We start from the raw sequence: 17,945 nt of genomic DNA on the forward strand, positions 1-17,945 counted from the left end.
GGCGCCTGCGGGAGGAGTGTCGTGCCTGCTCGCCGCCCGCTGCGCCCGGTGGCCCCGTGGTCGGCCCGCCCGGTGCTGCCCCGCCGGGTCGCCACGCTGAGCGTGCACACCAGCCCGCTCGACCAACCCGGGGCCGGCGACGCCGGCGGCATGAACGTCTACGTCGTCGAGGTCTCCCGCCGGCTGGCCGCGCGCGGCATCGCGGTGGAGGTGTTCACCCGGGCGACGTCCTCGGACCTGCCACCGGTGGTCGAGATGGCCCCGGGGGTGACGGTGCGGCACGTGTCGGCCGGCCCGTTCGAGGGCCTGGGCAAGGACGACCTGCCCGCCCAGCTGTGCGCGTTCACCGCCGGGGTGCTGCGCGAGGAGGCCCGGCACGAACCCGGCTACTACGACGTGCTGCACAGCCACTACTGGCTCTCGGGCCAGGTCGGCTGGCTGGCCCGCGACCGCTGGGGGGTGCCGCTGGTGCACTCGGCGCACACCCTGGCCAAGGTGAAGAACGCCGCGCTCGCCGACGGCGACGCCCCCGAGCCCCGGGCCCGCGTGATCGGTGAGGAGCAGGTGGTGGCCGAGGCCGACCGGCTCATCGCCAACACCGCCGAGGAGGCCCGGCAACTGGTGCGCTTCTACGACGCCGACCCCGCCCGCACGCTGGTGGTGCCGCCCGGGGTCGACCTCACCACGTTCACCCCGGGCGACCGGGCCGCGGCCCGGCGGGCGGTGGGCGTGGCCGACGACGCGCTGGTGCTGCTGTTCGTGGGCCGCATCCAGCCGCTGAAGGCCCCCGACGTGCTGCTGCACGCCGCTGCCCGCCTGCTGGCCGACGACCCGGCGCTGCGCCACCGGCTGCAGGTCCTGGTGGTGGGTGCGCCCAGCGGGAGCGGGCTGGCCGAGCCGCGGCAGCTGCAGGAGCTCGCGGTGTCCCTGGGGGTGGCCGACGTCGTCCGGTTCGTGCCTCCGCAGGCCGCCGCGGCGCTGGCCGACCACTACCGGGCCGCCGACGTCGCCGTCGTCCCCAGCCACAACGAGTCCTTCGGGCTGGTCGCGCTGGAGGCGCAGGCCTGCGGCACGCCGGTGGTGGCCGCGGCCGTGGGCGGCCTGCCCACCGCGGTCGCCGACGGCGTCTCCGGGGTGCTGGTCGACGGCCACGACCCTGCCGACTACGCCGCCGCGATCAGGAAGGTCGTCGAGCGGCGCGCTGAGCTGTCCACCGGCGCGCGGCAGCACGCCGAGTGCTTCAGCTGGGACCGCACCGCCGGCTCGCTGGTCGAGGCGTACTCCGCGGCGATGGTCGAGATGGGCTCGACCGTGCGCTCCCCGCGCGATCGGGTGCGCGACGCCGTCCGGGCGTTCTCCGTCGGGGCGGGCCCGCGGTGAGCACCGTCGCCGAGCTCGAGGCGGTCGTGGACGCCGCACTGCGCGACGCCGAGCTGGTCTACGAGCACCCCGCCCCCGGCCGGTTCCTGGTCGACCTGCCGGGCACCAAGAAGCTGAAGACGGTCTGCGGCCTGGTGCTGGGCGAGCACGGGCTGCGCGTCGAGGCCTTCGTCTGCCGGCAGCCCGACGAGAACCGCGAGCAGCTGTGGACCTGGCTGCTGCAGCACAACGCCCGCATGTACGGCGTCGCCTACTCGATCGACAGCGTCGGCGACGTCTACCTGACCGGCCGGATCAGCGCCGCCGCGGTCACCGCCGAGGAGATCGACCGGCTGCTGGGCGCGGTGCTCAGCTACGCCGACGACCACTTCAACACCATGCTCGAGATCGGCTTCGGCACCTCGATCCGCCGCGAGTGGGAGTGGCGGGTCAAGCGCGGGGAGTCGCTGCGCAACCTCGAGGCCTTCAAGGACTTCGTCGAGAAGCGCGGGTGAGCGGGCCGACCCCACCGGGGTACGAGCGCCGCTGGTGGGTGCTCGGCACCATGATCGTCTGCCTCCTGGTCGTGATCATGGGCAACACGGTGCTGAACGTGGCCCTCCCGACCCTGCAGCGCGACCTCGCGGCGACGCAGAGCCAGCTGCAGTGGGCCATCGACGCCTACATCCTGGTGTTCGCCGGCCTGCTGTTCAGCTGGGGCGTCGTCGGCGACCGCATCGGGCGCAAGCGGGCCCTGCTGCTGGGGCTGGGCATCTTCTCCCTGGGGTCGGTGCTCGCCGCGTTCGCGGGCTCGGCCGACGAGCTCATCGCCTGGCGGGCGCTCATGGGCGTCGGCGGGGCGGCGGTGCAGCCAGCCACCCTCGCGGTGATCAGCAACGTGTTCCCGCCCGCCGAGCGCAGCCGGGCGATCGGGGTGTGGGCCGGGGCGGCCGGCATCGGCATCGCCGGTGGCCCGCTGGCCGGCGGGGTGGTGCTCGAGCACTTCTGGTGGGGCGCGGTGTTCCTGCTCGGCATCCCGGTCGCGGCCGTGGGCGCCCTGGGCGTGGTCACCCTCGTGCCCGAGTCCCGGGATCCGGCACCCGGGCGCCTCGACGTCGCCGGTGTGCTGCTCTCGATCGCCGGGCTGGGCTCGCTGGTGTTCGGCATCATCCGCGGCGGGGAGGGGGTGGGCTGGACGACGCCCGGCGTCCTCGGGCCGCTGCTGGGCGGGGTGGCGCTGCTGGCGGTGTTCGTGTGGTGGCAGCGGCGCACCACGCACCCGGCCCTGGACGTGTCGCTGTTCCGGCTGCCGGCGTTCTCGGCCTCGGCGGGCGCACTGGCGCTGAACTTCTTCGCGCTGCAGGGGGCCACGTTCTACCTCGTCTACTACCTGCAGGGCGTGCTCGGCTTCTCGCCGCTGGAGAGCGGCGCCACGCTGGTGCCGATGGCGGTGGCCATCGCGATCGCCTCGCCGCGGGCCTCGGTGCTGGCCGACCGGTTCGGCGCCAAGCTGGTGTGCGCGGCCGGGTTCGGGCTCATGGCCACCGCGTTCGCGGCCAACCAGCTGCTGCGGGTCGACCCGCCGATCTGGCTGGTGCTGCTCGTGCTCTTCGTGCAGGGCCTGGGCCTGGGCGCCGTGCTCGCACCCGCCACCGAGTCGATCATGAGCGTGGTCCCCCGCGAGAAGGCCGGTGCCGGCGGCGCGGTGAACAACACGGTGCGCCAGGTCGGCGGTGCGCTGGGGGTGGCCATCCTGGGCTCGCTGGTGGCCGGGGTCTACGCCGCCCGCCTGGGGGACGCCGTCGACGTGCTGCCCGAGGCCGCCCGCGAGCAGGCGCGGCAGTCGGTGGTGGCGACGCTGGAGGCCGTGCGCGTGGCCGGGGCCGAGACCGAGGTGCTGGTCGCGCCCGCCCGGCAGGCGTTCGTCGAGGCCATGCACGTCACCGCGATCGGGACGGCGGCGTCGGCGGCGATCGCGGCGGTCGTGTGCCTGGTGTGGCTGCCCGGCCGCCGCGCGGTCCCGCCGTCCTGAGTGGCCTACCGTCCCACCGTGACGTCGACCGCTCCCGAGACCCCGTCCGCCCGGCACGCCCGCGTGGCCGGCCGGTTCGGCGAGGTGGTCGCCGGCGTCGCCGACTGGTCGTCGCCCGCCCCGGTCGAGGGCTGGACGGCGGCCGACGTGGTCGGGCACCTCGTCGAGTGGCTGCCCGGCCTGCTCGCCGCGGACGGCGTCGTCCTGGACGTCGAGTGGACCGGTGACCCGGCGCAGGACTGGTCCCGGCACGCCGCCGCCGTCCAGGCGCTGCTGGACTCGCCCCGGGCCGCCGAGCCGTTCACCCACCAGCACCTGGGCACGCAGCCGCTGGGCCAGGCGGTCGACCGGTTCTACACGACCGACGTGCTCCTCCACACCTGGGACCTGGCGCGGGCCTCGGGCCAGGACGCCGGGCTCGACGAGGCCGAGTGCGCCGAGCTGCTGGCCGGCATGCAGCCGATGGACGAGTTCCTGCGGTCCTCGGGCCAGTACGGGCCGAAGGTGCCAGTGCCCGACGACGCCCCCGCGGTCGACCGGCTGATGGGCTTCCTGGGTCGCGACCCCGCCGGGAACCCGGGGTAGCCGTCGGCCGGTCGGGCACGTACAACGGAGGAGGTCGTCTGCACCCCTGCGGCCGTTCCCGACGAGGAGGACCTGATGGCCGGCCGCAACCGCCGCCCCCTGCTGCGCGCCTCCATCGGCGCGCACCTGGCCGGGGAGGTCGACCCCATCGCCACCACCGAGGCCGCCCGGGGCGTGGCCTACGCGCTGGTCGACCGCGCCCGCTCCACCGACGACCCCGAGGTCACCCGCCGGCTGGTCACCCTCGCCGACGACGAGGGTCTCGACGAGCTGGCCGAGCTGTGGGCCGACGCCCCGGCCATCTCGCTGCCCGGTGCGCTGTGGCGGCTGTACCTGCTGCGCGCCTGGGTGCAGCGCGACCCCGTCGCCGCCGCGCGCGAGTTCGAGGCCGGCCAGGGGCGGGTGCTGCCCCGCGAGGTGGTCGCGGGGCTCGCCGATCCGCCCGGGCCCGACGGCGTGCGCGACCTGGCCGACGCGGTGCTCACCGGTGTGTTCGAGGGCGACCTGGACGTCGCTCTCGACCGGGCCGCCGCCTTCTGCTGGATCGTGGCCGGCGGCCGCGCAGCGCGGGCCGACGACCTCGACGACACCGACCCCGCCTCCGCCGACCGGGTCACCCGCGGCGGGTCGGCGCTGGCCCGCACCGCCGACCAGCTGGGCGCCGCGGCCCGGCGCTGGCGGGCCGGCACCCTCACCTGAGGCCCGAGCCGTGGCTGACGAGACCGAGCTGCGCAGCCGCACCCGCGCCCTGACCGGCGTCGTGCTGGCGACCGCCCTGGTCTACCCGCTGCTGGTCTGCGCGGTGCAGGTGGCGCTGGCCCAGTTCTTCACCGACGACGTCCCCGCCGCCCTGGGGTGGGGCGCGGCCGGCGCCGGGTTGTGCGTGGCCGTGGTCGCCGTCGACCGGTGGAGCACCGGACGACGGGTGGTCAGCCCGTGGCTGCTGGCCGGGCTGGTGCCGCCGGTGCTCTTCGAGCTCTGGCTGGCCTGGCCCCTGCTCACCGGCTGACCCGTCGGGCAGGATGGACGCCGTGACCGGAACTCTGGTGCTCCTCCGCCACGGCGAGAGCGAGTGGAACAAGGCCAACCTCTTCACCGGCTGGGTCGACGTGTCCCTGTCCGAGAAGGGCCGCGCCGAGGCGACCCGGGGCGGTGAGCTGCTGAAGGGCGAGGGGCTGCTGCCCGACGTCCTGCACACCTCTCTGCTCAAGCGGGCGATCACCACCGCCGAGCTGGCGCTGGCCGCCGCCGACCGGCAGTGGATCCCCGTGACGCGCTCGTGGCGGCTCAACGAGCGGCACTACGGCGCGCTGCAGGGCAAGGACAAGGCCGCCACCCTCGCCGAGTACGGCGAGGAGCAGTTCATGACCTGGCGGCGCAGCTACGCCACCCCGCCGCCGCCGATCGACCCGGCCGACGAGTACAGCCAGGACGCCGACCCGCGCTACGCCTTCCTGCCCCCGGAGGCCCGGCCGGCCACCGAGTGCCTGGCCGACGTCGTCGTCCGGATGCTGCCGTACTGGTACGACGCGATCGTGCCCGACCTGCGCGCCGGGAAGACCGTGCTGGTCACCGCGCACGGCAACAGCCTGCGGGCGCTGGTGAAGCACCTCGACGGCATGGGCGACGACGAGGTGGTGGGCCTGAACATCCCCACCGGTGTCCCGCTGCGCTACGACCTCGACGCCGACCTGCGCCCCACCAACCCCGGCGGCCAGTACCTCGACCCCGAGGCCGCGGCCGAGGCCATCAAGGCCGTCGCCGCCCAGGGCAAGAAGTGAAGGACCCCGTCGCCCCCCACCACGAGCAAGCTCGCGGCGGGACCCTGCGACGGGGCCGTTCCAGCACCGACTGAGCAGAAGGGCCCCGGGACGGTGTCCCGGGGCCCTTCTGGTGCGATCCGGAGGATCGCGATGTGCCCAGCTCAGCTGGCGGCGGCCACGACCGGGAGGGGGCGCTCGCCGGTCACCAGGTAGACCACCCGGCGGGCGACGCTCACGGCGTGGTCGGCGAAGCGCTCGTAGTAGCGGCCCAGCAGGGTGATGTCGATGGCCGACTGGATGCCGTGCGGCCAGTCGTCGCTGAGCAGCTCGCGGAACAGCTGCTGGTGGTTGCGGTCCATGAGGTCGTCGTCGGCCTCGAGCTGCGCGGCGGCCTCGATGTCGCGCTTGGCGATGATCGTGCCGGCCTGGGCCACGAGGCTCTCGGCGGTGTGGCCCATGTCGAGGAAGACCGGGCGGACCTCCTGCGGCACCGCGTGGTCGGGGAAGCGCATGCGGGCGACCTTGGCGATGTGCTGGGCGAGGTCGCCCATGCGCTCGAGGTCCTGCACGGTGGCCATCGCGGTGGTGACCGAGCGCAGGTCGGTGGCGACCGGGGCCTGGCGGGCCAGCAGCGTGAAGCAGCGGTCGTCGACGTTCTCGCGGACGGCGTCGATGTGCGCGTCGCCGGCGATGACCAGGTCGGCCAGCGCGACGTCGGCGTCGAGCAGGGCCGTGGTGGCCTTGCTCATGGCCGAGCCGACGGAGTTGGTCATCTCCACCAGGCTGGTGGTGATGTCGTCCAGTTCTTCGCGGTAGGTGTCCCGCACGGTGCCCCCCCAGGTCCGCACCCGGTGACGCCGGGTGCGCGGTCTCGTCGGGGCGCGGCGCAACCGGGTGTGGTTGCGGCTCGGGCGCCCACGGCAGAGCGTAGGTACCGGACCGGATCCGTGCCGGGACGAGCAGGTGAACGGCAGGGCACCGGCCCGTGAACACTGCTTGCCCGGAGGGGTGATCCACCCGTCGGGGGGCCGGAGGAGCCCCCGGCTCGGCCTAGCATCGACCACGTGCACCCGCTCCTGTGGCTGGCGCTCGGCCTCGTCCTGGGCGGTGCGGTCGGCGTCCTCGCCGTCCGGCTGTCGACCCGCCGGCCGTCCGCGCCCTCCATCGAGGACGGCACCCACGTGCCCACCTCGCTGCCCGGGGCGCCCACCCGCATCGACGACGAGCCGGTGCTCGCGCGGCGGCTGCTGGACCTCATGGACCCCGCCGTCGTGCTGCTCGACGTCCACGACTCGGTGGTGCTGGCCAACCCGGCCGCCCGGGCGATGGGCATCGTGCGCGGCACCCGGTTGCTCGTGCCGGCGCTGGTGGCGGTCGCGCACGAGGTGCGCAAGTCCGGCCCGCGGCGCTCGGACGTGCAGCTGCCCGCCGACCTCGTGGGCAGCGGTCCGCGCATGGTCGGGGTGCACGGCGTCCGGGTGCAGGGCGGGCCGGCGCACGAACCGGGCCCGGTGGCGCTGGTGCTCCAGGACGTCACGGAGGCCCGCCGGGTCGAGGCCGTGCGGCGCGACTTCGTCGCCAACGTCGGGCACGAGCTGAAGACGCCGGTCGGCGCGCTGGCGTTGCTGGCCGAGGCCACCCAGGGTGCCGCCGACGACCCCGAGACCGTGCAGCGCTTCGCGGCGCGGATGACCCACGAGGCCGACCGGCTCTCCCGGCTGGTGCGCGAGCTCATCGACCTCTCCCGCCTGCAGGGCGCCGAGCCGCTGCCCGAGCTCGAGCCGGTGGCGGTGCACGACGTCGTCGCCGAGGCGGTCGACCGCACCCGGCTGGCCGCGGTCGCCAAGGGCATCGAGCTGGCGGTGGGGGAGCAGGACGACCTGGTGGTGCTCGGCGTCGAGGCCCAGCTGGCCACCGCGGTCACCAACCTGCTGGCCAACGCCGTCACCTACTCGCCGGAGGCCACGAAGATCGCCGTCGGCACCCGGGCGCGCGAGGGCTTCGCCGAGATCGCGGTGACCGACTCGGGCATCGGCATCCCCCGGGCCGACCGGGCGCGGGTGTTCGAGCGCTTCTACCGCGTCGACCAGTCCCGGGCCAGCGCCACCGGCGGCACCGGGCTGGGGCTGGCCATCGTCAAGCACGTGGCCACCAACCACGGCGGCTCGGTCACCGTCTGGAGCGAGGAGGGCCTGGGGTCGACGTTCACGCTGCGCATCCCGCTGGCCCCCGCCCCGGCGCAGGCCGGCCCGTCCACCGACCCCGCGGGCATCTCCCGCGACCGCGTCGACGCGCTGCGCGCAGCCGTCGCCGACACCGATGTGCTGAGAGGACGGTCATGACCCGAGTGCTGGTCGTGGAGGACGAGGAGTCCTTCTCCGACGCGCTGTCCTACATGCTGCGCCGCGAGGGCTACGAGGCCGTCGTCGCCGGCAACGGGATCGACGCGTTGGCCGAGTTCGACCGCGGCGGGGCCGACATCGTGCTGCTGGACCTCATGCTGCCCGGGCTGTCGGGCACCGAGGTGTGCCGCACGCTGCGGGCGAAGAGCGCCGTGCCGATCATCATGCTCACGGCCAAGGACACCGAGATCGACAAGGTCGTCGGCCTGGAGCTGGGCGCCGACGACTACGTGACCAAGCCGTACTCGGCCCGCGAGCTGCTGGCCCGCATCCGCGCGGTGCTGCGCCGCGGCAGCGACACCGACCTGCCCCCGGACGCCACGCTCAGCGCCGGCCCGGTGCGGATGGACGTCGAGCGGCACACCGTCGCCGTCGACGGCCAGCCGGTCTCGCTGCCGCTCAAGGAGTTCGACCTGCTCGAGCTGCTGCTGCGCAACTCGGGCCGGGTGCTCACCCGGGGCCAGCTGATCGACCGCGTGTGGGGCTCGGACTACGTGGGCGACACCAAGACCCTCGACGTCCACGTCAAGCGTCTGCGCGCCAAGATCGAACCCGACCCCGCCACGCCCAAGTGGCTCGTGACGGTCAGGGGTTTGGGCTACAAGTTCGAATCGTGACCGGGAGCCCCGCCGACGGCGGGGCTCCCGAGGTCACTTCCCGCGGCCGGTCTCGTCCTGGAGCTCCTCGATCTTGATCGAGGCGTCGGCCTTGGAGATGTCGTCGGGGACCTCTTCGCCGGCCTGCTGGGCCAGCGTGGACAGGTAGCTCTTCTGCGCGCCGGTGGCGGGCTCGTCGCCGGTCACCCAGTCGTGCGGGTCCTTCTCGGCGGTGGGGTCGCCGGGCTGGCCGGAGTTCACGGGGGCGTCTGCATCGCTCATGTGTTCGAAGCTACGCCGGGACGGCGACGTCCGCCCGGCGAGCGCGGTCGGCGGCGGCCAGCCGGGCCCGGGCCTGCTCGATGCGGCGTCCGGTGAGGAAGACGTGCGCACCCCCGCACGGGCAGTCGGCGACCACGGCGACCACGCCGGGACGGTTGCGGGGGTCGGCCACCGGGCGGACCCGGCGGTCTGCGACCAGCTCGTCGGTGCGGGTGACGGGGCACGTGATCAGCAGCATGCGACCAGCCTGGCCGCGCCCGAGCGCCCCCACGAGTGGCAGGGATGACACCGACCGCAGGATTCCTGCCATGATGGTGGTGTGGACACCGCACACCGCCCCCGGGTCAGCCTGCTCGTCGCCGACGGTGCCCTCGGGCCCTTCGGCCTGGGCGTGGCCAACGAGGTGTTCGGCTACGACTACACCCGCTTCGGGCTGCCCCGCTTCGACTTCGCGCTGGTCTCCGACGTCCTCGGCCCGGTCCGCAGCCCCACCGGGGTGGCGGTCCTGGTCGAGCACGGGCTGGACCGGTTGGCGATCTCCGACGTGGTGCTGGTCAGTGCCTGGGAGGACCTCGACCGCCCCGTGCCCGACGAGCTCGTCGCCGCCGTCCGCACGGCGCACGAGCGCGGAGCGCAGCTGATCAGCCAGTGCAGCGGTGCCTTCGTGCTCGCCGCCGCCGGGCTGCTCGACGGCCGCCGGGCGACCACCCACTGGCGCATGGCCGGCGAGCTGGCCGACCGCTACCCCGCGGTCGAGGTCGACCCCCGGGTGCTCTACGTCGACGAGGGCTCGATCATCACCAGCGCCGGCACCGCCTCGGCGGTCGACGCCACGCTGCACTGGGTGCGGCGCGAGTACGGGCCCGGTCCGGCCAACGCCCTGGCGCGGGAGATGGTCATGCCGGCCCACCGCGACGGCGGGCAGGCCCAGTACATCGACACCCCGGTGGCCCGCTGCGAGGACGACCTGCTCGGGCTGGTGCTCGACTGGGCGCGCGAGCACCTGGCCGAGCCGCTGTCGGTCGACCAGCTGGCCCGCCGCGCGCTGATGAGCCCGCGCAGCTTCGCCCGCCGGTTCAAGGCCGCCACGGGGACGACGCCGCACGCGTGGCTGCTGGCCCAGCGGCTGGCCGCTGCGGAGGACCTGCTGGCCGGGACCAGCACGCCGGTCGAGGAGGTCGCCCGGCTGGTCGGCTTCGGGACGGCGGCCAACCTCCGCGAGCACTTCACCCGGCGCCGGGGGGTCGCGCCCCGGGAGTGGCGGCGCACCTTCGCGACGACCCCGGCCGGGGTGTCAGCCGGGTCGGCGCCGGTGCAGCTCGACGGGTACCGGGCTGGCCGGGTGGGAGGCGACGAGACCGAGGTCCAGGCGCGCGTGGGTGAGCCGGCGTAGCTCGGCGTAGGCCGGTGCGCCCAGCAGCTCGGTCAGCTCCGCCGCGTAGGTGTCCACGAGCGGCTCGGCGGCGACGTGGGCCACCGGGGACCCCGTGCACCACCAGTGCAGGTCGTGCCCGCCGGGGCCCCAGCCGCGGCGGTCGAACTCGCCGATCGAGCTGACCAGCACGCGGGTGTCGTCGGGTCGGTCGATCCATTCCTGCTCGCGGCGCACCGGCAGCTGCCAGCACACGTCGGGCTTGGTCTCCAGCGGGTGCCGGCCGGTGCGCAGCGCCAGCGCGTGCAGGGCGCAGCCCCCGCCCCCGGGGAAGTCGGGCCGGTTGTTGAACACGCACACCCCGTCGACGACGCGGGTGCGCAGGGCGGCCTCGGTGGCGCCGTCCACGCCGGGCTCGTCCAGCGTGTCGGGCTCGGTCCAGTCCTCGGCCCACTGCGGACGGCGCTGCCAGTCGGCGTCGGTGAGCTCCTCGACGGCGGCGCCCACCCGGGTGAGGTCGTCGCCGTCGGTGAAGAACGCGCCGTGGTTGCAGCAGCCGTCCTGGGCCCGCCCGGCCACGACCCCGGCGCAGCCGCGGCCGTAGACGCAGGTCCAGGCCGACGTGAGCCAGGTGAGGTCGGCCCGCACGCGGTGCTCGGGGTCGGCGGGGTCGGTGAACTCCACCCACTCGCGGGCGTGGTCGGGGTCGACTTCCTCCGGCGGTGCCTGCACGGCGTCCAGTGCACCACGTGGTCGTGGACGGGGGACGACCCGGCAGACTGTGCGTCCATGCGGCTGGGAGTGCTCGACGTCGGCTCGAACACCGTGCACCTGCTCGTGGTCGACGCCCACCGCGGCGCCCACCCCACCCCGGCCTTCTCCGACAAGTCGGTGCTGCGGCTGGCCGAGCACGTGGGCGACGACGGCGTGCTGTCCAAGGCGGGGGAGAAGGCGCTGCTGGCCTCGGTGCGCCGCGCGCGCGAGGTGGCCGACGAGGCCGGGTGCGAGGAGCTGCTCGCCTTCGTCACCTCGGCCATCCGCGAGGCCTCCAACGGCCCGAAGGTGCTCGAGCGCGTCGTCGAGGCCACCGGGGTGCAGCTGCAGGTGCTCAGCGGTGAGGACGAGGCCCGGCTGACCTTCCTCGCCGTCCGGCGGTGGTTCGGCTGGAGCGCCGGGCGGCTGCTCGTGCTCGACATCGGTGGCGGCTCCCTCGAGCTGGCCACCGGGATCGACGAGGACCCCGACGTCGCGCTGTCGGTCCCGCTGGGCGCCGGCCGCATGACCCGGCGCTTCCTGCCCGAGGCGCACGCCGGGCGCCGTCCCGACCTCGCTGCGCTGGACTCCCTCGACGAGCACGCCTCACGCCTGCTGGCCCCCGCCGCGCGGCGACTGGCCGCCGCCGGGGCACCGGACCTGGTCGTCGCGACGTCGAAGACCTTCCGCACCCTGGCCCGGCTCACCGGCGCCGCGCCCTACTCGGCCGGCCTGCGGGTCCCGCGCCAGCTCAGCACCGTGGGCCTCGAGCAGCTGGTGGGCTTCGTGTCGCGCATCGACTCCTCGGCGCTCGCCGAGCTCAACGGGGTCTCGGTCGACCGGGCGCACCAGGTGCCCGCCGGCGCGGTCGTGGCGCGGGCCGCGATGCGGGCGGTGGGGGTGCCGTCCGTGGCAATCTGCCCCTGGGCGCTGCGCGAGGGCATCATCCTTCGCCGGCTGGACGGGTTGGAGGGCGCATGAGCGACGCTGACCACTCGGTCCGGTCCCTGGCCGAGATCCTGCGCGAGCACGGCCTCGAGTCCGAGGCCGGCACGCGGCCGGGCACCACCGGTCCGGTGCGGCCGGCCCGGCGCAAGCGCACGGTCGACGAGACCCGCGCCGAGCAGGAGTCCCGCAGCGGCACCACCTCCCGCGACGGCGCCGGTGGGCGCACCGCGGAGCCCGGCACGGGCTCCGGCGGGCCGGCCACCGGTGGCCCCGGTGCCCGGCGCGACCCCCAGCGGCCCGACACCGACCGCCGGGTCTCCGACCGGCGGGTGGGCGGCCGGCGCACCGAGGACGCCACGCCCCCACCCCCGGTCGACGCGAAGGCCGCGCCGGCCACGAAGGGTGCGGGCCGCTTCGGCCGCCGGCGGGCCCCCGAGGCCGAACCGGCCACCGTCGAGCAGCCCCTCGCCGCCGAGCCGGCCGGCGCCACCGCGGCCATCCCGGGCCTGCGCACCGGGCGCACCCCGGGTCTGGCCGGCGCCGTCGGCTCCCGCTCCGGGGCCGACCCGGTGCCCTCCACCGGCCCGATCCCCAAGGTGGTGCTCCCGCCCGAGGAGGACGACGAGCCGCTGACCGCGGCGCAGACCGCCCTGGCGTGGGCCCGCTTCGTCGGCGAGCTGGTGCTCGCCCTCGCCGTCGGCGTCGGCGTCTACTACCTGTTCACCGTGCTGTGGGAGCTGCTGCCCTACGCGGCCGTCGTGGCCGCGCCGCTGGCCATCGCCGGCATGGTCGGCGGGGTGGCGTTCTGGCGCAGCAAGCACGGCCAGGGCCCGCTGCCCACCAGGGTCCTGCTCCTGCTGCTGTTCGCCGGCACCCTGCTGGTCGTCGTCCCGGCGGCGGGGCTGCTCGCCGCTCGGTGAGGGCCCGCTAGCGTCCTGGGCGTGACCAGCGCACCCGACCAGCAGCTCTCCGGCCTCGCCCTCGTGGGCGGCGGCAAGATCGGGGAGGCCCTCCTCTCGGGCCTGACCCGCCGGCCCGGCGCTGCCGAGGGCATCGTCGTGGTCGAGCGCAGCGCCGAGCGGGCCGCCGACCTGGCGCAGCGGTACGGGGTGCGGGCCCTCGACCTCGCCGAGGCCGCCGCCGCGTGCCGGGTGCTGCTGGTGGCCGTGAAGCCCCAGGACGTCGACGCGCTGCTCACCTCCCTGGCCCCGCACGTCGGGGCAGGTCACCTGGTCGTGTCGGTGGCGGCCGGGGTGCCCACGGCCCGTGTCGAGGCCGCGCTGCCCCCGGGCACCCCGGTCGTGCGGGTCATGCCCAACACCCCGGCGCTGGTGGACGAGGGCATGAGCGTGCTGTCGCCCGGCGCGCACGCCACGGAGGCCCACCTCGACGAGGCCGAGGCCCTGCTGTCGGCGGTGGGCCAGGTGCGGCGGGTGCCCGAGAAGCAGCAGGACGCCGTGACGGCGCTGTCGGGCAGCGGGCCCGCCTACTTCTTCTACCTGGTCGAAGCCATGATCGACGCCGGCATCCTGCTGGGGTTGCCGCGGGCGCTGGCCGCCGACCTCATCGTGCAGACCGCGCTCGGGGCGGCCACGATGCTGCGCGACTCGGGGGAGCACCCCGTGCAGCTGCGCGAGGCGGTCACGAGCCCGGGGGGCACGACGATCGCCGCGATCCGGGAGCTCGAGCGGCACGGCGTGCGGGCGGCGCTCATCGCGGCGATCGAGGCCGCGCACGACCGCTCGGTGGAGCTGGGTCGCTGATCCGGGGGAATTCTTTTTCGGACATCACGCTGCGTGAGTGCACAACGCCGAGGCGTCCGGGTTGGGGAGATGTGACGGTCCCCTGACGCCGTGTCGCCGTGTCGACATGTCATACACGCCCAGTGAACAACCGACCACTGGCAGTCGTGTCGACAAGTGACCAGGACGGACCGGTCCGCCTGTTCGTTTCACCCATCGCTTCTGTCCCACCAGGCCCCTAACGTTTCTCCCAGCACGCACGTGACCCGACCGCCGGTGGGGAAGCCGACGGCCTCGATGCGCGCCACAGCGGAGGAGAAACACCATGACGATGCCCCAGCGCGCCTACCAGGTCCGCCCCGCCCAGCCCGGCCCGCGCCCCGTGGGTCGCCCCGTGTCGGCCCAGTCGGTCGCCCGCCCGGTGCCCGCCGCCCACCCGGCCGCCGCGCCGGTCAACCGGCAGCTGGCCCCCCAGCCGCAGCGCTCGGCCGTCACCTTCCTGACCGTCGCCGAGGTCGCCGCGATGATGCGCGTCTCGAAGATGACCGTGTACCGCCTCGTGCACGGCGGCGAGCTCTCCGCCGTCCGCGTCGGCCGCTCCTTCCGGGTGCCCGAGCGCGCCGTCCAGGACTACCTGCGCGACGCCTACACCGACATCGCCTGACAGAAGGACCACGTCGCCCCCCACGACGCACTCCGTGCGCCGCGGGACCCTGCGACGCGGCCGTTCCATCGCGTCACCTGCACTGAAGAACAGCAGCGCCCTCCGTACGGGGTCGCCGCCGTCGGGTCCCGGCGGCGGCTCCCCGCGGGGGAGGACCTCGGCCGCCCGGCCGGTGGCCCCGCCCGGTCCAGCACCCGGCGAGCGAGCCGCCCCGCCCGGCCACCAGGTAGTCTCGACAGCCGAGCGCCGTCGCCCCCGCTACCCGGGGACACCGGTGCACACGAGCGGAACACCCTCGCGTGGTGCCCGGCGTGGCCACCGGTCACCGCCCCGGGCCCCCGCGACCACGAGTCGGGAGCATCACCATGGGTTCGGTCATCAAGAAGCGCCGCAAGCGGATGGCGAAGAAGAAGCACCGCAAGCTGCTCAAGAAGACGCGCGTCCAGCGCCGCAACAAGAAGTGAGCTGAGGCTCGTGCCGCCCGCGGTCGTCCTCGTCACCGGTGTGAGCCGGTGGCTGGGCGGTGCGCTGGCGGCCGAGCTCGCCGCTGACCCCTCCGTCGAGCGGGTCCTGGGGGTCGACACCGTCCCCCCTCGTCCCGAGGTGCTCCGCCGCCTCGGGCGCACCGAGTTCGTGCGCGCCGACATCCGCAACCCGCTGATCGGCAAGGTCATCGCCGCGGCCGGCGTCGACACCGTCGTGCACATGAACATCAGCTCCACCCCCGGGGGGAGCGGCGGCCGCACGTCGATGAAGGAGCTCAACGTCATCGGCACGATGCAGCTGCTGGCCGCCTGCCAGCGGGTGCCGTCGGTGCGCCGGCTGGTGCTCAAGTCCACCAGCGCGGTCTACGGCGCCAGCCCCCGCGACCCCGCCGTCTTCACCGAGACGATGCAGGCCCGGCGCGTGCCCGGCGGCGGCTTCGCCAAGGACAGCCTCGACATCGAGGGCTACGTCCGGTCCTTCGCCCGGCGCCGCCCCGAGGTCGGGGTCGCCGTCCTGCGGTTCACCAACTTCATCGGCCCGCGCATCGACTCGCTGCTCACCGGCTTCCTGCGCATGCCCGTCGTCCCCACGGCGCTGGGGTACGACGCCCGCGTGCAGCTGCTGCACGAGGACGACGCGGTCGCCGTCCTGGCCCGGGCCACCACCGGCGACTTCGCCGGCACCGTCAACGTCGGCGCCGAGGGCACCGTGCTGCTCTCGCAGGCCATCCGGCGTCTCGGCCGGGTGCCGCTGCCCCTGCCCGAGCAGGCGATGGCGCCGCTGGGGCGGCTGATCCGCCAGGCCCGCATCACCGACTACTCGCCCGAGCAGCTGCGCTTCCTGAACTTCGGCCGGGTGGTCGACACCCGCGTGCTGCGCGAGGAGTTCGGCTACACCCCGCGCTACACCACCGCCGAGGCGCTCGCCGACTACGGGCGCACCGTCGTCCCCGTCGTCGACCCCGGCGCCGTCGGCGCGACGCTGTCCACCGCCGGCTCCCTCGTGGGCCGGGCAGCCGGCGTGCTGAGCTCGCTCGGGGCGGTCGCCACCCGGCCCGCCCAGCCGCACGCACCGGGTCTGCGGGCGGTGCGCGATGCCTGAGGCCCGCGTCATCCGGCTGCACCCCGACGGCCCCGAGGAGCCCACCGCGGCGGTGTCGGCAGGCTGGGAGGAGCAGGTGGCCGGCGGTCTGGACTTCCTGCGCCGCCGGCTCACCGGCGAGTACGAGACCGACGAGTTCGGCTTCGACCCCGACCTCGCCGACCACCTGCTGCTACCCGTGCTGCGCCCGCTGTTCCAGAAGTGGTTCCGCGTCGAGACCCAGGGCCTGGAGAACGTGCCCGACGTCGGTGGCGCCCTCGTCGTGGCCAACCACTCGGGCACGCTGCCGCTCGACGCGCTGATGACCACCGTGGCGCTGCACGACGACCACCCGGCCGCCCGCCGGTTCCGGCTGCTGGGCGCCGACCTGGTGTTCCAGTTCCCCTTCGTCGGGGCCATGGCCCGCAAGTTCGGCTCGACCCTGGCCTGCAACGAGGACGCCGAGCGGCTGCTGACCGACGGCGAGCTCGTCGGCGTCTTCCCCGAGGGCTTCAAGGGCATCGGCAAGTCCTTCAGCGAGCGCTACACCCTGCAGCGGTTCGGCCGCGGCGGCTTCGTCACCGCGGCGCTGCGCACCGGGGCGCCGATCGTGCCGTGCGCGATCGTGGGCGCCGAGGAGATCTACCCGATGATCGGCAACGCCAAGACGGCCGCCCGCATCCTCGGGCTGCCGTACCTGCCGATCACGCCGACCTTCCCGCTGCTGGGGCCGCTGGGTGCGGTGCCGCTGCCGTCGAAGTGGTTCATCGCCTTCGGCGAGCCCATCGAGACCGCGTCCTACGGCCCGGGTGCGGCCGACGACCCCATGCTGGTCTTCAACCTCACCGACCAGGTGCGCGAGACCATCCAGCAGTCCCTCTACCAGCTCCTGCTGCAGCGCCGCTCCGTCTTCAGCTGACGCCAGGTCGCGACGGGGCCGTCAGAACGGCCAGCGGTTGCGGCGGCGCAGGGCCAGCAGACCGCTCACCGCGCCACCACCGAGAGCGGCGGCGCCCAGCGTGGGCACCCCGATGCGGGCGGCTTTGCGGCCGGTGCGGAAGTCCTTGACCAGCCAGCCGCGCGACCGGGCGACGGCCTTCAGCTCGGTGTCGGGGTTGACCGCCACCGCCGTGCCCACCAGGGACAGCATCGGGAGGTCGTTGGAGGAGTCGCTGTAGGCCGTGCACCGGGTGAGGTCGAGGCCCTCGCGCTCGGCCAGGGCGCGCACGGCCTGGGCCTTCGCCTCGTGGTGCATCATCTCGCCGACCAGCCGGCCGGTGTACTTGCCGTCGACGATCTCCGAGACGGTGCCCAGGGCGCCGGTGAGCCCGAGCCGGCGGGCGATCACCGACGCCAGCTCGATCGGGGTGGCGGTGACCAGCCAGACGCGCTGACCGGCGTCGAGGTGCTGCTGGGCGAGCACGCGGGTGCCGGCCCAGATGCGGTCGGCCATGAGCTCGTCGTAGATCTCCTCGCCGGCGCTGGAGATCTCCTCGACCGAGCGGCCGGCGATGAAGGCCAGGGCGTTGTCGCGCACGGTGTGCATGTCCACCGCCGACTCGGTCCCGGCCACCCGGAACTTCGCCTGCTGCCAGACGAACGAGGCGACGTCGCGGCCGGTGAAGTACTTGCGAGCGGCCAGCCCGCGGGCGAACCAGAACAGCGACGCGCCCATCATCATCGTGTTGTCGCAGTCGAAGAAGGCGGCGGCGGTGAGGTCGGGCTGCACGGCCGGGGGCGTGTCCACCTCGGCGGCGGCGGCCGCGGCGGCGCCGGCCACCAGGGCACGGGTCTCCTCGTCCTCCAGCCCCGCCGGGGTGCGCGCACGACGGCCGCGGAACGGCACTCGAACCATGCGTGGCCCCCTCGTCTCGACGCCTC

At 74.9% G+C, this 17,945-nt stretch carries 22 protein-coding genes; 17 read left to right on the forward strand and 5 right to left on the reverse strand.

Features of this window, described 5'->3' with window-relative positions:
- The first annotated feature begins 21 nt into the window (after positions 1–21).
- From mshA to BLP29_RS08480, 7 genes are all read left to right on the forward strand, one after another.
- Entirely contained in the window at positions 22–1,380 is a 1,359-nt protein-coding gene (gene mshA / locus BLP29_RS08450) for a D-inositol-3-phosphate glycosyltransferase (protein ID WP_243469792.1), read from the forward strand.
- A complete protein-coding gene (locus tag BLP29_RS08455) occupies positions 1,377–1,874 on the forward strand; it encodes a type III secretion system chaperone family protein (RefSeq protein ID WP_092802355.1) in 498 nt (165 codons plus the stop codon). Before mshA ends, BLP29_RS08455 begins: the two co-directional genes overlap by 4 nt.
- Entirely contained in the window at positions 1,871–3,391 is a 1,521-nt protein-coding gene (locus BLP29_RS08460; RefSeq protein ID WP_243469793.1) for a DHA2 family efflux MFS transporter permease subunit, read from the forward strand. The genes BLP29_RS08455 and BLP29_RS08460 overlap by 4 nt, the downstream gene beginning before the upstream one ends.
- A gap of 18 nt (positions 3,392–3,409) precedes the next feature.
- The gene (locus BLP29_RS08465; protein WP_092803185.1) at positions 3,410–3,976 is read left to right on the forward strand and encodes a TIGR03086 family metal-binding protein; all 567 of its coding nucleotides are present in this window, start codon (positions 3,410–3,412) and stop codon (positions 3,974–3,976) included.
- A 75-nt stretch (positions 3,977–4,051) separates the two neighbouring features.
- A complete protein-coding gene (locus BLP29_RS08470) occupies positions 4,052–4,675 on the forward strand; it encodes a hypothetical protein (RefSeq protein WP_092802358.1) in 624 nt (207 codons plus the stop codon).
- Positions 4,676–4,685: 10 nt separating this feature from the next.
- The gene (locus tag BLP29_RS08475) at positions 4,686–4,985 is read left to right on the forward strand and encodes a hypothetical protein (protein WP_092802361.1); all 300 of its coding nucleotides are present in this window, start codon (positions 4,686–4,688) and stop codon (positions 4,983–4,985) included.
- A gap of 13 nt (positions 4,986–4,998) precedes the next feature.
- Positions 4,999–5,757, forward strand: a complete 759-nt coding sequence (locus tag BLP29_RS08480) for a phosphoglyceromutase (RefSeq protein WP_092802364.1) — start codon at positions 4,999–5,001, stop codon at positions 5,755–5,757.
- Between the two features lie 143 nt (positions 5,758–5,900).
- Here BLP29_RS08480 and phoU read toward each other — a convergent pair whose 3' ends face one another.
- Positions 5,901–6,587: a phosphate signaling complex protein PhoU gene (gene phoU, locus BLP29_RS08485; protein ID WP_243469795.1), complete on the reverse strand. Its 687-nt coding sequence runs from the start codon at positions 6,585–6,587 to the stop codon at positions 5,901–5,903.
- Between the two features lie 216 nt (positions 6,588–6,803).
- Between phoU and BLP29_RS08490 the strand changes: the two genes are divergently transcribed.
- Positions 6,804–8,081, forward strand: coding sequence for a sensor histidine kinase (locus BLP29_RS08490; RefSeq protein ID WP_092802367.1), 1,278 nt, complete (start codon positions 6,804–6,806; stop codon positions 8,079–8,081).
- The gene (locus BLP29_RS08495) at positions 8,078–8,758 is read left to right on the forward strand and encodes a response regulator transcription factor (protein ID WP_092802371.1); all 681 of its coding nucleotides are present in this window, start codon (positions 8,078–8,080) and stop codon (positions 8,756–8,758) included. Before BLP29_RS08490 ends, BLP29_RS08495 begins: the two co-directional genes overlap by 4 nt.
- 33 nt (positions 8,759–8,791) lie before the next feature.
- Here BLP29_RS08495 and BLP29_RS08500 read toward each other — a convergent pair whose 3' ends face one another.
- Both BLP29_RS08500 and BLP29_RS08505 read right to left on the reverse strand, forming a co-directional pair.
- A complete protein-coding gene (locus BLP29_RS08500; RefSeq protein ID WP_092802374.1) occupies positions 8,792–9,019 on the reverse strand; it encodes a DUF3072 domain-containing protein in 228 nt (75 codons plus the stop codon).
- A gap of 10 nt (positions 9,020–9,029) precedes the next feature.
- On the reverse strand, positions 9,030–9,257 hold the full coding sequence (locus tag BLP29_RS08505; RefSeq protein ID WP_092802377.1) for a hypothetical protein: 228 nt from the start codon (positions 9,255–9,257) through the stop codon (positions 9,030–9,032).
- A gap of 81 nt (positions 9,258–9,338) precedes the next feature.
- Here BLP29_RS08505 and BLP29_RS08510 point away from each other — a divergent pair, with 81 nt between their 5' ends.
- Complete coding sequence (locus BLP29_RS08510) at positions 9,339–10,412, forward strand: helix-turn-helix domain-containing protein (protein ID WP_092802380.1); 1,074 nt, start codon at positions 9,339–9,341, stop codon at positions 10,410–10,412.
- On the opposite strand, the gene BLP29_RS08515 is transcribed toward BLP29_RS08510, so the two are convergent.
- The gene (locus tag BLP29_RS08515; RefSeq protein WP_092802383.1) at positions 10,314–11,123 is read right to left on the reverse strand and encodes a DUF3109 family protein; all 810 of its coding nucleotides are present in this window, start codon (positions 11,121–11,123) and stop codon (positions 10,314–10,316) included. The genes BLP29_RS08510 and BLP29_RS08515 overlap by 99 nt on opposite strands.
- A gap of 57 nt (positions 11,124–11,180) precedes the next feature.
- Here BLP29_RS08515 and BLP29_RS08520 point away from each other — a divergent pair, with 57 nt between their 5' ends.
- The 7 genes from BLP29_RS08520 (at position 11,181) to BLP29_RS08550 (ending at position 16,983) form a co-directional block, all read left to right on the forward strand.
- Positions 11,181–12,125, forward strand: a complete 945-nt coding sequence (locus BLP29_RS08520; RefSeq protein ID WP_092803192.1) for a Ppx/GppA family phosphatase — start codon at positions 11,181–11,183, stop codon at positions 12,123–12,125.
- Entirely contained in the window at positions 12,122–13,012 is an 891-nt protein-coding gene (locus BLP29_RS08525; protein WP_092802386.1) for a hypothetical protein, read from the forward strand. The genes BLP29_RS08520 and BLP29_RS08525 overlap by 4 nt, the downstream gene beginning before the upstream one ends.
- Positions 13,013–13,033: 21 nt before the next feature.
- Positions 13,034–13,855, forward strand: a complete 822-nt coding sequence (proC, locus tag BLP29_RS08530; RefSeq protein ID WP_092802389.1) for a pyrroline-5-carboxylate reductase — start codon at positions 13,034–13,036, stop codon at positions 13,853–13,855.
- 304 nt (positions 13,856–14,159) lie between these two features.
- Positions 14,160–14,498 (forward strand): helix-turn-helix domain-containing protein, encoded by a 339-nt coding sequence (locus BLP29_RS22000; RefSeq protein ID WP_243469796.1) that lies wholly within the window; start codon positions 14,160–14,162, stop codon positions 14,496–14,498.
- A gap of 365 nt (positions 14,499–14,863) precedes the next feature.
- Complete coding sequence (locus BLP29_RS08540; protein WP_012854759.1) at positions 14,864–14,962, forward strand: 30S ribosomal protein bS22; 99 nt, start codon at positions 14,864–14,866, stop codon at positions 14,960–14,962.
- 10 nt (positions 14,963–14,972) lie between these two features.
- Positions 14,973–16,085, forward strand: a complete 1,113-nt coding sequence (locus BLP29_RS08545; protein ID WP_092802391.1) for an NAD-dependent epimerase/dehydratase family protein — start codon at positions 14,973–14,975, stop codon at positions 16,083–16,085.
- Entirely contained in the window at positions 16,078–16,983 is a 906-nt protein-coding gene (locus BLP29_RS08550; RefSeq protein WP_092802394.1) for a lysophospholipid acyltransferase family protein, read from the forward strand. Before BLP29_RS08545 ends, BLP29_RS08550 begins: the two co-directional genes overlap by 8 nt.
- Before the next feature lie 21 nt (positions 16,984–17,004).
- Here BLP29_RS08550 and BLP29_RS08555 read toward each other — a convergent pair whose 3' ends face one another.
- Positions 17,005–17,919 carry an HAD family hydrolase gene (locus tag BLP29_RS08555; protein ID WP_092802397.1) on the reverse strand — a complete coding sequence of 305 codons (915 nt, stop codon included), beginning with the start codon at positions 17,917–17,919 and terminating at the stop codon, positions 17,005–17,007.
- Positions 17,920–17,945 lie beyond the last annotated feature (26 nt).

This window comes from Klenkia marina (assembly GCF_900101025.1).
In the GTDB taxonomy this organism is placed as follows: domain Bacteria; phylum Actinomycetota; class Actinomycetes; order Mycobacteriales; family Geodermatophilaceae; genus Klenkia; species Klenkia marina.